The 13,432-nt window shown below is 70.9% G+C and carries 11 protein-coding genes; 3 read left to right on the forward strand and 8 right to left on the reverse strand.

The window, feature by feature from the left end:
• The gene (locus QSJ33_RS02000; protein ID WP_285722503.1) at positions 1-357 is read left to right on the forward strand and encodes an Mpo1-like protein; all 357 of its coding nucleotides are present in this window, start codon (positions 1-3) and stop codon (positions 355-357) included.
• Here QSJ33_RS02000 and QSJ33_RS02005 read toward each other — a convergent pair.
• From QSJ33_RS02005 to QSJ33_RS02015, 3 genes are read right to left on the reverse strand one after another with little or no spacing between them, the layout of a single operon-like run.
• On the reverse strand, positions 333-2,816 hold the full coding sequence (locus tag QSJ33_RS02005) for a transporter substrate-binding domain-containing protein (protein ID WP_285722505.1): 2,484 nt from the start codon (positions 2,814-2,816) through the stop codon (positions 333-335). The two genes, QSJ33_RS02000 and QSJ33_RS02005, sit on opposite strands and share 25 nt — an antisense overlap.
• A gap of 52 nt (positions 2,817-2,868) precedes the next feature.
• Positions 2,869-3,645 carry an enoyl-CoA hydratase-related protein gene (locus tag QSJ33_RS02010; protein ID WP_285722507.1) on the reverse strand — a complete coding sequence of 259 codons (777 nt, stop codon included), beginning with the start codon at positions 3,643-3,645 and terminating at the stop codon, positions 2,869-2,871.
• A 20-nt stretch (positions 3,646-3,665) separates the two neighbouring features.
• Positions 3,666-4,361, reverse strand: coding sequence for a dienelactone hydrolase family protein (locus QSJ33_RS02015; RefSeq protein WP_285722508.1), 696 nt, complete (start codon positions 4,359-4,361; stop codon positions 3,666-3,668).
• Between the two features lie 69 nt (positions 4,362-4,430).
• On the opposite strand from QSJ33_RS02015, the gene nadC reads away from it, so the two are divergent.
• Positions 4,431-5,279, forward strand: coding sequence for a carboxylating nicotinate-nucleotide diphosphorylase (nadC, locus tag QSJ33_RS02020; protein ID WP_285722510.1), 849 nt, complete (start codon positions 4,431-4,433; stop codon positions 5,277-5,279).
• Between the two features lie 88 nt (positions 5,280-5,367).
• Here the strand turns inward: nadC and QSJ33_RS02025 are convergent, their stop codons facing one another.
• The 5 genes from QSJ33_RS02025 to lipB all read right to left on the reverse strand — a co-directional run bounded on the left by QSJ33_RS02025 (position 5,368) and on the right by lipB (position 11,908).
• Positions 5,368-6,876: a TolC family protein gene (locus QSJ33_RS02025; RefSeq protein ID WP_285722512.1), complete on the reverse strand. Its 1,509-nt coding sequence runs from the start codon at positions 6,874-6,876 to the stop codon at positions 5,368-5,370.
• Between the two features lie 163 nt (positions 6,877-7,039).
• Positions 7,040-8,179 (reverse strand): acyl-CoA dehydrogenase family protein, encoded by a 1,140-nt coding sequence (locus tag QSJ33_RS02030; RefSeq protein ID WP_285722514.1) that lies wholly within the window; start codon positions 8,177-8,179, stop codon positions 7,040-7,042.
• A gap of 78 nt (positions 8,180-8,257) precedes the next feature.
• Complete coding sequence (locus QSJ33_RS02035) at positions 8,258-8,959, reverse strand: SDR family oxidoreductase (RefSeq protein ID WP_285722516.1); 702 nt, start codon at positions 8,957-8,959, stop codon at positions 8,258-8,260.
• A 20-nt stretch (positions 8,960-8,979) separates the two neighbouring features.
• Complete coding sequence (locus QSJ33_RS02040) at positions 8,980-10,728, reverse strand: sensor histidine kinase (protein ID WP_285722518.1); 1,749 nt, start codon at positions 10,726-10,728, stop codon at positions 8,980-8,982.
• A gap of 52 nt (positions 10,729-10,780) precedes the next feature.
• Positions 10,781-11,908 (reverse strand): lipoyl(octanoyl) transferase LipB, encoded by a 1,128-nt coding sequence (gene lipB, locus QSJ33_RS02045; protein WP_285722519.1) that lies wholly within the window; start codon positions 11,906-11,908, stop codon positions 10,781-10,783.
• A gap of 64 nt (positions 11,909-11,972) precedes the next feature.
• Here lipB and QSJ33_RS02050 point away from each other — a divergent pair, with 64 nt between their 5' ends.
• Positions 11,973-13,418 (forward strand): serine/threonine-protein kinase, encoded by a 1,446-nt coding sequence (locus QSJ33_RS02050; RefSeq protein WP_285722520.1) that lies wholly within the window; start codon positions 11,973-11,975, stop codon positions 13,416-13,418.
• Positions 13,419-13,432: the final 14 nt, after the last annotated feature.

A 13,432-nucleotide genomic window follows, 5' to 3' on the forward strand; every position in this document is an offset into this window, starting at 1 on the left:
ATGACGCTGGCCGAGTTCTGGCCTTGGTACCTGGGGGAGCATCGCCACCCCCGCACCCGCGCCTGGCACCTGGCGGGCACCCTGGGCTACCTCGGGCTCGGCCTCCTCGGCCTGTTGGCGGGGCACCCCCACTGGCTGTGGTTCATGCCCGTGGTGGCCTATGGCTGCGCGTGGTATGCCCACTTCGCCATCGAACGGAACCGTCCGGCCACCTTCCGCCATCCCCTGATGTCGTTCCTCTGCGACCACCGGATGGCCTGGTGCATGGTCACGGGCCGCATGACGGCGGAGCTGGCCCGGCATGGCCTCAGCGACCCGCCGGGGACGGGCCCTCAGGTCGATTCCAGGGCGCGCTGAAGGGCCGCGAGGAGGTCCTTCATCTGGTAGGGCTTCCGGAGGAAACCTGCCAATTGCGGGTCCGCCGGTGTGCGAACGTCGGAATCGACCGGGAAGCCGCTGGTCAGGATGATCCGGACGCGGGGATCGGCCGCCAGGATCTCCCGCGCGGCCGATCGGCCATCCATCCGGGGCATGGTCAGGTCCATGAGCACCGCGCGGATCCGATCCCCCTCGCGCTGGCAGATCTCGCAGGCTTCCTGGCCATCGGCCGCCTCGAGCACCTCGAAGCCTGCCCCCCGCAGCATGGCGGCCGTGGAGGCCCGTACTTCCGGTTCGTCGTCCGCGAGGAGGATCGTGCCCCGCTCCCGGAGCGGGACTGCAGGACCGGCCTGGTGCTCCGCCCGGGCCGCCCCCGCGGGGCTTGCGGGGAAGAAGAGGCGGAATTCGGTGCCCCGGCCGGGCTCGCTCCGGATGCCGATGCCGGCGTGGTGGGCGCGGAGGATGCCCAGCATGGCCGACAACCCGAGCCCCCGCCCGGTGAACTTGGTGGTGAAGAACGGATCGAAGATGCGGGAGAGGACCTCGGGTGCCATGCCGGCCCCGGAGTCCTCCACCTTCAGGAACACGTACCGGCCGGGGGGGATCGGGGAGCCTGGGTGCAGGGCGGCGACCTGGGCCGCATCCAGCTCTTCCATCCCCGTGGCGAGGAGGATCTCCCCATCGCCTTCGCCGATGGCTTCCGAGGCGTTGGTGACCAGGTTCATGACCACCTGCTGGAGCTGGGCGGGATCGGCCTCGATGGCGGGCAGCCCCTCGGCGAACCGGAACCTGAGGGCGGCCTTCTTGGAGATGGAGACCTTCAGCAGGCTGGCCATCTCGCCGGCGGCCCGGTTGAGGTCCACGGGCCTCACCTCGAAGACGCCCTTGCCTGAATAGGCCAGCATCTGTCGGGTCAGCTCCGCAGCCCGGAGGGCCGTGGCCTCCGCGTTCCGGAGGAAGGGGACGGCAGGATGGCCTTCCGGGGCGTGGAGGCCCGCGAGGCCCAGGTTGCCGAGGATGGCGGTGAGGAGGTTGTTGAAGTCGTGGGCGATGCCGCCGGCCAGGACCCCCAGGCTCTCCAGCTTCTGGGCCTGGCGGAGGGCCTCCTCCATGGCCCGCTGGTCGGTGATGTCCTCGGAGATGCCCAGGATGAGGATGGGCGTGCCCGTCTCATCGAAGAGGGGCACCTTGCGGGTGTGGAGGACGATCTCCCCCAGGGACCGGGAGGTGATCCGCTCCTCGGGGATCTCGAGGATCCGGCCGGCCCGGATCACCTCCTCGTCCTTGGCCCGGAAGCCGTCCGCCTGGGCCCTGGGAAAGAAGTCCTGGTCGGTCCGGCCCATCACCTCGGCCTTGGGGAGACCGAAGATCTGCTCGCTGCGGGCGTTCCACAGGGTGAAGGCGTAGTTCCGGCGGGGATCCTTGCCGAAGACGGCCACGGGCAGGTTCTCCACCACGGTGTCGAGGAAGGCCTCCCGGTCGCGGATCTCCCGGTTGGCCTGGTGGAGCCGGGCGGTGGCCTGGGCCACCTGGCGCCGGAGGGACCGGTTCCAGAGGGCCACGAGGACCAGGGCCGCGGCGACGAGGCCCAGGATCGCGAGCGCCCGCCGGGTCAGCGCCAGCCCCTCGCGCGGGTCGGGCTCGAGGTGGCCGAACCAGCCCTGGTAGAGCTCTGCGTAGCGCCCCGTCTGGTTGAGGATCGCCAGGCCGGTGTTGAGGCGGAAGAGGAGCTCCGCATCCCCCTTCCGGGTGGCGAAGCAGAGCTGCCGGGTGAAGACCGGTCCGCCCACGGACTGGATGCCCAGGTGGTCCTGTTTCGCGAGGACCAGCCCCTCCAGCTGGGGTGCCACGGCGGCGTCCCCCTGGCCCGCGGCGAGGCGGCGGAGGGCCTCGGGTTCCGAGTCCACCGGCACCAGGAAGGGGCCCAGGCCGGTGGCGCGGAGGTGGTCGTCCATCTGGCTCCCGCGCTCCACCAGGGTGTGGAGGCCGGCCAGGTCGGCCTCCCCGCGGACCCTCGCGTCGCCGCGGCGCACGAAGATGCTGTAGTGGACCACCAGATGAGGGGTGGAGAAGTCCGCGAAGGCCTCCCGCGCCTGGGAGTGCAGCATCCCGGCCAGCATGTCGAGGCGGCCGGCCCGGAAGGCCTGGAGGGTGCCGTCCCAGGTGTCCGCCCTGAATTCCAGGTCCAGGCCCTCGACCTCGGCCAGGGCCCGCAGCAGGTCCACGTCGTAACCCGCCGGGTGGCCCCTGGTGTCCAGGTATTCGTAGGGCGGGTAGTCGCGGTTGATCCCCACGAGGACCTTCCGGGGGGTGGTCCCCGCCAGGGCGAGGAGGGTCGGCAGGCAGAGGGCCGCCAGGGTCCGGAGCAGGGCGGGCAGCCGCAGGCGGGCGCCCCCCGTTCCAGGGAGGGCGCCTCGGCTGGTGCCGGCCCGCTTCATGATGTCTCCGGATCCTCCGACCACCTTATCCGCGGGGCTCTGCGGAAGGGAATCACAGCCCCTTGAACTGGGCCGCCCGCTTCTCCAGGAAGGCGCCCATGCCCTCCTGCATGTCCTGGGTGGCGGCCAGCAGGCCGAAGAGGGCGGCTTCGTACTGGAGGCCCTGGTCCTGCGGCATCTCGATGCCCTCGTTCACCGCCGCGAGGGCGCTGCGGAGGGCCAGGGGACCGCGGGAGAGGATGGTCCGGGCCAGCTTCTCGGCCCCGGCCTTCAGGTCGGCCAGGGGGAACACCCGGCTCACAAGGCCGGCGCGGAGCGCATCGGCGGCGGGGAGCATCTCGCCGCTGAGGATGAGGTCCAGGGCCACGCCTTTCCCCACCAGCCGGGGCAGGCGCTGGGTGCCGCCGTAGCCGGGGATGATGCCGAGGCTCACCTCGGGCAGCCCGAACTTCGCGTTCTCGCTGGCGACGCGGATGTGGCAGGCCAGGGCCAGCTCGCAGCCGCCGCCCAGGGCGAAGCCGTTCACGGCCGCGATGACGGGCTTGGGCATGGATTCGATGCGCTGGAACACGGCCTGGCCGCGCAGGGCCTGGACCCGGGCGCTGGCGGTGTCGAGAGACTTCAGCTCCGCGATGTCGGCCCCGGCCACGAAGGCCTTCTCGCCGGCGCCGGTGAGGATGACCGCGCCCACCCGCTCATCCTGCTCCAGATCCGCGAAGGCCTGCTCCAGCTCCTTCAGCACGTCGTTGTTCAGGGCGTTGAGCTTCTCCGGGCGCTGGATGGTGACCCAGGCGAGGCGGTCGGCGATGTCGATGGCGAGGAAGGCCATGGGAGCTCCGGTGGAAAGGGTCAGTGTAGATGATCGCGCAGGAAGGCCAGGGTCACAGCCAGGGCGTGCCGGGCGCTTTCGGGGTGGTGGCTCGCCCGCTCGTCGCAGTTGAAGCCGTGGTCGGCTTCGGAGAAGGTCACGGAGGTGAAGGGCCGGCCTTCGGCCCGGAGGAGATCCTCCACGGTCCTGGCATGGTCGGGGGTGACGTGGGCATCCCGGCCCGCCCAGTGGAAGAGCATGGGTCCGTGGAGCTCGGGGACCCGGCCACCCAGGAGCTGGATGCCGCCCCCGTAGTAGGACACCGACGCGGCGAGCGGCAGGTTCGCGTTGGCCAGGAAGGCCATGCGCCCGCCCATGCAGTAGCCGATGGCGCCCACGGCGGGGCACCCCTGGCCCCGGAGCCAGTCGGAGGCAGCCTGCTGGTCGGCCCGGATGCCGCCGTCGGTCATGGCCTGCATGTGGGGGCGGGCGGAGGCGATGTCGTCATAGCGGGCCTCGAAGCCCGGGGCCGTGCGGTGGTACAGCTCGGGGGCCGCGGCCAGCCACCCCTCCCGGGCGAAGGCCTCGCAGAGGGCCTGGATGTGCCTGTTGACGCCGAAGGCCTCCTGGAAGACCAGCAGCCCGGGGGCGCCGGCCCGCTCCGGCCTGGCCGCGAACAGGGCCATCTCCGAGCCGTCGGGGACCCGCAGGACGTGCCGTTCCGTCTGGATCGCCATGATTCACTCCCATCCTGACTATCCTGTATATCCCGATCCACCCACCGTGCCCATCGAACAGGTATGCCCATGTTCCATCCGCCCCACCCCGAGACCTACCGCGACCAGCTCCGGGCTTTCCTGCGGGAGGACTGGGGCACCCAGGACTGGACGACCGCCGCGGTGCCGGACCACCCGATGACCGCCCGGGTGCTGGCCAAGGCCGACCTGGTGGTGGCGGGCCTGCCCATGGCCCTGGAGGTGCTGAACCTGACCTGCCCAGGGCTCCGCGCCGACCTGCCGGTGGCCGAGGGCCAGAAGGTGGCCCGCGGCACGGAGGCGATGCGCATCCGGGGCTCCAGCCACGGCATCCTCCTGGCGGAGCGGGTGATGCTCAACCTCCTGCAGCGGCTGTCGGGTACGGCCACGCTGACCCGGCGGTTCGTGGATGCGGTGGCCGGTACCGGGGCGCGCATCCTGGACACCCGGAAGACCACACCCGGGCTCAAGCTGCTGGAGAAGTACGCGGTGCGCTGCGGGGGGGGGATGAACCACCGCCTGACGCTGGGGGACGGGGTGCTGCTCAAGGAGAACCACCTGGCCGCCGCCGGGGGGATCCGCGCCGCGGTGGAGGCCGCCCGCCGGGTGGCCCCGAACCTCCTGAAGATCGAGGTGGAGGTGGAAAGCCTGGGCCAGCTCAAGGCCTGCCTGGACCTGCCGGATGTGGACGGGGTCCTGCTGGACCACATGTCCCTGGATCAGATGCGGGAGGCTGTGGCCCTGCGGGACCGGAGCGGCCGGCGCGTGTTCCTGGAGGCCAGCGGCAACATCACCCTCGAGCGGGCCCGGGACGTGGCGGAGACCGGCGTGGACTTCCTCAGCGTGGGGGCCCTGACGCACAGTGCTCCCGCGGCGGACCTGAGCCTTCGGATGGACTGACCCAGAGGCTCCCCCGCTTCGTGGCGGAGCCAGCAGCAGATCGGGCCCCGTCCGGAGCCCGATCTGCTGCTGGGGGAAAAACCCTGGACTACTTCACGTCGAGGTGCCGGGCCTGGAGGAGGCGGCCCATGGCCTGGTCGAGGGCCGTGACGGCCTTGGCGTAGTTGATCTGGGCCTGGAGCTCGGCGCCCCGGGCGGCGTCCAGGGTGTTGAGCTTGGAGAGGACCAGGAAGTTGGTGCTCATGCCGTTCTCGAACTTCTTCCGCTCGGCGTCGAGATCCTGTTCGTCGTAGATCCGGGTCTTCTGGGCCGCGGTGACGCCCTTGGAGGCGGCGTCGAGGTTGCGGAAGGCCTGGCGGACCTGGAGGGTGATGCCCAGCTGCAGGTCGTGGAGCGACAGCTCGCTGCTCCGGCGGTTGGCGCGGGCCAGGGCCAGGTTGCCCTTGGCGGCGCGGTTCTGCAGGGGCAACGCGAACTGGAGGCCCACGGTGTAGCCGGGGCTCTTGGCCTGGGCCAGGTCGGTGTTCACGGGGCTGTAGGTGGCATAGTTCGAGGCGGTGCCGTTGTAGCCCACGGTGAGGTCGAGCTGGGGCAGGGTGTGGTTGTTCGCGGCGCGCTCGAGGACCCGCTTCGCGGCCAGGTCCAGCTCGGCGCCTTTGAGCTCCACGCGGTTCTCGAGGGCCGTCTGCACGGCCTTCGTCTCGTCCATCGGAAGGGGCTTCACGTTCGGCTGGTCGACGGTCTCCAGGCCCTTGGGGCGCTCCGAGGTGGGGTAGAGGATGCGGATGAGGGCATCCTTGGCGTTCAGCAGCTGGGCCTCGGAGGCGATGATGTTCTGCTCGGCCTGGGCCACGGAGGCCTCGGCGGAGGTCACTTCGATGGGCGCCAGGGTGCCCACCTGCACGCGGATCTGGTTCTCCTTCAGCTGCTGCTGGGCCACGGCCAGGGCCTGCTGCTTGTTCTCCAGGTCGCGCTTGGCGTAGACCACGTCCCAGTAGGCGGACTCGGTGCTGGCCACCTGGTTGATCACCGCCAGCTGGAAGGTGTAGTCCGCCGCCTTCGAGCCGTACTGGGCCACGATCAGGCTGCTGGAACTGGCCTCCCGCCCGAAGTTCCGGAGGAGGCTCTGGGTGTAGGAGGCCGAGATGGAGCCGGTGTAGGGGGTCGTGGTCGTCCGGACGGGGTACCCGGTGATTTCGCTCTGGGTGTAGGTGAAGTTGGGGTTGTAGTTCAGCTGGAAGGTGCCGCCCCACACGAAGGGCTTGCTGAGCCCCACCGTCCAGTTGCGATAGTCCGTCGTGGTGTTGCCGCTCACCAGGGGCTGGGTGGGACTGAGCTGCTTGTTCTCGAACACCGACTTGGAGTGGCTGAGCGTCAGGCCGCTGGTGAGCAGCCAGTCGAAGGTGCCCTCGCTGAACTGGAGGTTCGCCTTGGCGGTCTCCCGGGTCTGGGCGGAGATCTGCACCTGGAGGTTGTTCTTCAGGGAGGTCTCGATGGCGTCCTGCAGCGTGAGGTGGGTCGCGTCCGGGTTCGGCGCCTCCTGGGCCACCAGGGAGAAGGCCACCAGCAGGGCCGGGAAGATCTGGGGACGAATCATCACCACTCCTTGGAGATCGAAAAGAGCCGCCACGGGGACAGGCAGCCTACGGCCGGAGCCACGCCCGGGTTTAGACCGGGCCCGGGTAGCAGGATGCCTCCCTCGCAAGTCGAGGGCAAGTGGTATTTCATCAGGTGTTGAATAGTGCCAGATCCCGGCCCGGTCAGGCCATGAGGGCCCGGGCGATGACCATGCGCTGGATCTCGCTGGTGCCCTCGTAGATGGTGGTCACCCGGACATCGCGGTAGAGGCGCTCCACGGTGTACTCGCGGGAGTACCCGTAGCCGCCGTGGATCTGGACGGCCCGATCGCACACCCACATGGCGTTCTCCGTGGTGAAGAGCTTGGCCGTGGCGGCCTCCAGGGTGCAGGGCTGGCCCGCGTCCTTCAGGGAGGCGGCCTTGTAGACCAGCAGGCGCGCGGCCTGGACCCGGGCGGTCATCTCCGCCAGGTAGGTCTGGATGGCCTGGTGCTCGCCCAGGATCTTGCCGAAGGTCTTCCGGGTCTTGGCGTAGGCGACGCTCTCGTCCAGGGCCCGCTGGGCGATGCCCAGGGCCTGGGCGGCGATGCCGATGCGCCCGCCGTCCAGCCCGTGGAAGGCGATCTTCAGGCCGTCGCACCCCTTGCCGAGCATCGCGGCATCGGGCACGAAGGCGTCCTCCAGGGAGACCATGACGGTCTTGCTGGAGCGGAGGCCCATCTTCTCCTCGGGTCTGCCCATGTGGACGCCGGGGGTGTCCGCATCCAGCACGAAGGCGCTGATGCCCTTCTTGCCCTTCTCGGGGTGGCTGATGGCCATGCAGACGAAGTACTTGCCCACCCCGCCGTTGGTGATCCAGGCCTTGGAGCCGCTCAGCTTCCAGCCCCCGTCGACCTTCACGGCCTTCGTCTTCAGGGCCGCGGCATCGGAACCCGCATCGGGCTCGGTGAGCATGAAGCCGCCGAGGACCTCGCCGCTGGCCAGGGGCTTCAGGTAGGCCTGCTTCTGGACCTCGCTGCCGAAGTTGAGGATGGGCGCGCAGGCCACGGAATTGTTCACGCTCATGGTGACGGCCACCGAGGCGTCCACATAGGCGATCTGCTCCAGGGCCAGGATGTAGCTGAGGTAGTCCACGCCCGCGCCGCCGTACTGCTCCGGCACGTTCATGCCCATGAAGCCCATCTCCCCCAGCTGGGCGATGATCGCCTTGGGGAACTCGCCGCTGGCGTCGCGGGCCATGGCGCCCGGCTCGATCTCGGCCTGGGCGAACGCGCGGGCGGCGTCCCGGATGGCGATCTGGTCTTCGGTGAACTGGGGAAACATGGCGGCTCCGGCCCAAAGGCCCAGGGTAGCAAGGGCTACCAGGCCTCCCAAGGATCCGCGGGAAAGTTCAGGCAGGGATCACAGACCGCGGCTCAGGGCGCCATCGAAGGGCAGGTTCACGCCGTTGAGGTAGGCGGCCTCGTCGGAGAGGAGGAAGGCCGCCACCCTGGCCACTTCCTGCACCGTGGCCGGACGGCCCTGGGGGATCGTGGACAGGACCTCCGGGGACACCTCGTAGCTGTCGACGAAGCCAGGCAGGAGGCTGTTCATCCGGAGGTTCTGCGCCGCGTACCGGCGCGCGAACAGCCGGGTGTAGCCGGCCATGGCCGCCCGAAGCGCGCTGGAGATGGGGAAGGCAAGGTTGGGCTCGAGGGCCGCGGCGCTGGTGAGGTTCAGGAAGGCACCACCCCCCTGGCGGGCCATGACCGGGGCCACCTGCCGGGCCAGGCGCACCGTCGGGAGGAGGAGCAGGTCCAGGCCGGCGCGCCAGTCCTCGTCCGTGAGGGCAAGGAGGTCGCCCTTGGCCGGATGGCCGGTGTTCACGACCACGCCGTCGATGCGGCCGAACCGGGCCAATGCGCCCTCCACCAGCCGGTCCAGGTCCGGGGCCTCGGTGACGGAGCCCCGGATGGCGAGGGCCCCGAGCTCGGCGGCCAGGCCTTCCACCGCCTCGGACCGGGCCAGCAGGGCCAGCCTCCAGCCGCGGGCGGCCAGCTCCCGGGCGATGGCGGCGCCCATGCCCTTCGAGGCGGCGGTGACGAGGGCGACTTTGGATTCCATGGCGGCTCCGGTTGGAGACGTCATCTTAAGGCCGGGAACCTCAGGGTGAAGGTGGAGCCCCGCCCCGGCTCGCTGGCGAGGGAGAGGGTGCCATGCAGGTCGGTCACGGTCTGGGCCACCGAGGCGAGCCCGAGCCCCGTGCCGCGCCCCGGCGCCTTGGTGGTGAAGAAGGGCTCGAAGATGCGGGTCTGCATGGCCTCGGGGATGCCCACGCCCGTATCGGAGATGGCCAGTTCCGCCGCGGGACGGTCCCCGTCCGCGGCCAGGGCCACGCGGAGGCGGAGGGTCCCCCCGTCCGGCATCGCGTCCCTGGCGTTCAGGACGAGGTTCACCACCAGCTGGTCCACCCGTCCAGGATGGCTCTCGATGATGGCCGGGCCGGAGGGGACCTCTACCACCAGGCGGATGGCAGGCGGCAGGGCGGCCCGCAGGAGGGTGCCGAGCTGGCCCACCCGCTGGCCGAGATCCATGGGCTCGGGGGTGCTGCCGGAGCCGCGCCCCACCGCCAGCAGGTCCAGGAGCAGGGATTCGGCCTGGGTGGAGGCCCGCACGAGTCCCTCGATCTCCGGGTGGAGTCCCGGCTCGACCGCGTGGAGATGCTCCGACAGGAGGTCGGCCCGCAGGCGCACCACGCCGAGCAGGTTCTTGAGGTCGTGGGCCATGCCCGCCCCGAGGACCGCCACGGTGTTCAGCCGCTCCGTCCGCAGCAGCAGGTCCTGGGCGGCCTCCAGGGAGCGGGTGCGTTCCTTCACCCGGGCCTCAAGGACCGCGGAGAGGCGCTGGAGGTCCCGGAGGGCCAGCAGGGCGCGGAGCAGTCCCAGGCCGGCCAGGAGGATCCCCAGGCCGATGACGGCGGCATCCAGGCGATGGGGGGCCAGGACCAGGGCCCCGAAGGCGAAGGCGAGGGCGGTGGTGGCCGGAAGGATGGGCAGGAAGAGGGCCGGGATGGAGGGATCGCGGGTCTCCGCGCCCGGCGCCGGGCCAGGTTCCAGGGGGCGGGGCGAGAGCGGCGCGATGAGGATGGCGAGCCCGGCCAGGAGGACCAGGAGGTCCAGGGGGTGGCCCAGGTGGTAGCGGCCCTGGAGGCTCAGGGGCACCTGGAGGGTGACCTGGAGCAGCGAGAGCCCGAAGCCGCCGAGGATCCATCCGAGGGGCCCCCGGAACCGCCCGGGCTGCCGGGCGCCCAGGTAGGCCCCGATGCCCAGGATGGTCGCGTTGGCGAGGAAGAACACCACCAGGACCACCCGGCTGGGGAGGGAGCCGGGGGCGGCACTGTGGAAGAGGGGTCCCAGGGCGAAGAACCAGCCGATGAAGAAGGCCGAGAGGGCGATTCCGAGGCCGTCCAGCCCCTTCCGGAGGCGCTCGGAACCCGCGGCGGAGGCCAGGGGCCAGGCCAGCAGGGCGGCGATGGTGAGCCCCAGGGAGAGGAAGCTGAACCCCTCCAGCCAGGAGGGGAAGACCGGATGCCTTCCGCTGCCGATCAGGATGAAGGCTCCCCAGCCCTGGGCGGCGGCCTGGGCGGCCATGCCGAGGCCGAGCAGGCGCCAGCCTGCGCCGGCCTCGGGTTCCCTCCGGGCCCTGGCCCACAGGAGGGCCGCGGCATGGGCGAACACGGCCGTGTTGAGAAGGTCGAGCAGGATCTCCCTGAACCCGGGGTTCAGGGCCAGGGAAACCGCCCCCGACACGGCGTAGGCCAGGACCACCCAGGGGGCGGAACGGGGCCAGGCTCGGGGGGCGGCTGGGCTGGGATGGGGGGCGAGGTCGGACATGGCCGGTCCTCTCCCATCGGCGCCAGAGGACCCGGACCTGAGCCCGAGCCCATCAGGCCCCCAGGCGCGTCCTCAGCAGGGCCAGGGCGGCCTTGCTGCCCTCCCACTTCATCAGGGCCAGGGCCTCGTCGATCCCGCACCACTTGTATTCGCTGTGTTCCGCGGGCTCCAGCCGCACCGTCGCGTCCGCGGCCACCTCCATGGCGAAGCAGGTCTCCGTGTTGAACCTGGGCTCGTCATCCGGGAAATGCACGATGGCGGGATCCACCCAGAAGCTGTGGGAGAGGCCCAGGGGCACCAGCGTGCCCGTGAGGCCGGTCTCCTCCATCAGCTCCCGGTGGGCGGTCTCCTCGGGGGTTTCGCCAGGTTCCATCATGCCGGTGACGCTCTGCCACCACAGGCCGTGGGCGGGCACCCGCAGCATCATGAGGATCTGGGGGCCGCCAGGCCCGCGGCGCCAGGTGAGGGCGGAAACGCTCCGGCTGGGGGCCCGGGTGGGTCGGAGGTCCAGGGCCAGGCAATCCGTGAGGTGCGCCTGGAGCCGGTCCGCGGCCGCCTCCCAGGAGGGGGCCGCCTCGCCCAGGAGGGACTCCAGGCTGCACACGCCCTTGTCGGTGAACCCGCAGGGGGTGATCCACCGGAAGTGGGCGAGGTTCGGACGGACGTTGAAGGCGATCCCGTGGGTGGTGATCCAGCGGCTGAGATGGAGGCCGATGGCGCCCAGCTTCTCCAGGCCCCGGGGCGTCTCCACCCAGATGCCGGGGGCGCCCTTCAGCCGGTCGGCCACCACGCCGAACTCCCCGGCCGTGCGGATCATGGCCTCCTCGAGGCCCCGCACCAGCCGGCCCACGTCCTCGCGGCCACCCCGCAGGTTGCAGATGGGGTAGGCCACGATCTGGCCCGGGCCGTGGTAGGTCACCTCGCCGCCGCGATCCGTCCGGTGCACGTTGACACCCTGGGTGGCCAGGAAGTCGTCGCTCACGTGGATGTCGGCGGGCGTGGCGTTCCGGCCCAGGGTGAAGACGGGGTCGTGCTCCAGGATCACCAGCTGGTCCGGCCGGCTGCCCTCGGCGACATAGGCCGAGAGGGCCTTCTGCAGCCTCAGCCCCGCCGGGTAGAACACGCGGCCGAACCGGCGGAGCTGGGCGGGGCGGGGAGCGCTGAAACCGTGTTCGGCCATGCCCCGAGTGTAGCCCACGGGTGGGCACCCATCCTGGAACGAGTCCTGCCATGATCTGGGAGAGATGAACTTGGATCCTTCCACCATCGGCCGCTACAAGGTCCTCGGCACCCTCGGATCGGGGGCCATGGGCACGGTGTACCTGGCGGAGGACCCCCTCCTGAAGCGGGGCCTGGCCATCAAGGTCGTGCGCGAGGGGATGGGCGACTCGGGCATCCTCCAGCGGTTCAAGCGCGAGGCGGAGATCTCGGCCCGGCTGAACCATCCCAACGCGATCACGGTCTTCGACGTGGGCGAGGAGCGGAACCTGGGCCCTTTTCTGGTGATGGAATACGTGGATGGCGAGTCCTTGGCCGCCCTCCTGAAACGCGGGCCCCTCCCGGCCCCGGATGCGGTGGACCTGCTCCTGCAGGCGGCCGGCGCCCTGGAGGCGGTGCATGACCTCGGCATCATCCACCGGGACATCAAGCCCGAGAACTTCATGGTCTCGAAGGAGGGGCGCCTGAAGCTCATGGATTTCGGGGTCGCCCGGGGGGACGAGGCCGGCATCACCACCACCGCGGCCTTCCTGGGGACCCCGGCCTACGCCGCGCCAGAGGTGCTGGGGGGCGCCAGGGCCACCGAGGCCACGGATCGCTGGGCCTTCTGCCTCACGGCCTACGAGATGCTCACCGCCACGCTCCCGTTCGGCGGGGACAGCGTGGGGGCCGTGCTCTACCGCATCGCCCACGAGGCGCCGGAGTTCCCGGAAACCCTGGACCCCGCCCTGGTGGCGGTGTTCCGCCGGGCCCTGGACAAGGATCCCGGGGCCCGGTATCCCGACCTTCGCAGCTTCCTCACCGACCTCCTGGCAGCCCTGCCCCTGGAGGAGCCCGTCCGGCAGGCCTTCCTGGCGCAGCTGGCCAATCCCTCCCGGGCCACGAGCACCCTGCGCCTGGAGCGGCCGGGAGGGCGCCGGCCCTGGCATCGCTGGGCCTGGCTCGGCGGAGCCGCCGCCGTCCTCCTCCTCGGGTCCGTCTTCCTGCTCCGCACGGAACCGAGCCGGACCCTCTCCATCGAATCCCGTCCCAGCGGCGCCGAGGTCTTCCTGGATGGCACCCCGCTTGGCCGGACGCCGCTGCGCCAGGTGGTGGTGAAGGGGAAGGCGGACCACCTCCGCCTGGAGAAGGCGGACTTCCTGGCCACCGAATACCGTCTCCAGCCCGGGGATCGGGACCTGGCCCTGCGCCTCCAGCCCGCCCCCTTCGAGGCCAAGGTCATCACCGACCCTCCCGGGGCGGAAGTGCTGCTGGATGGCGTCTCGAAAGGCACGAGCCCCCTCACCCTGCAGGTGCCGGGCGAGGGCCTCCACGTGGTGCGGCTCAAGCTGGACGGCTACCAGCCCTGGACCGCCACCCTCGAGCGCCACAAGGCCCTGCCGGACCCGGTTGCCCTCCAGAAGGCCCACAGCCGGAAGGCCCCGGAGGAAGGCAAGTTCAAGAAGTTCATCAAGGGCATCTTCACGAAATAGCCCTCGGCCGGGCG

The organism is Geothrix rubra (assembly GCF_030268065.1).
GTDB classification, from domain to species: domain Bacteria; phylum Acidobacteriota; class Holophagae; order Holophagales; family Holophagaceae; genus Geothrix; species Geothrix rubra.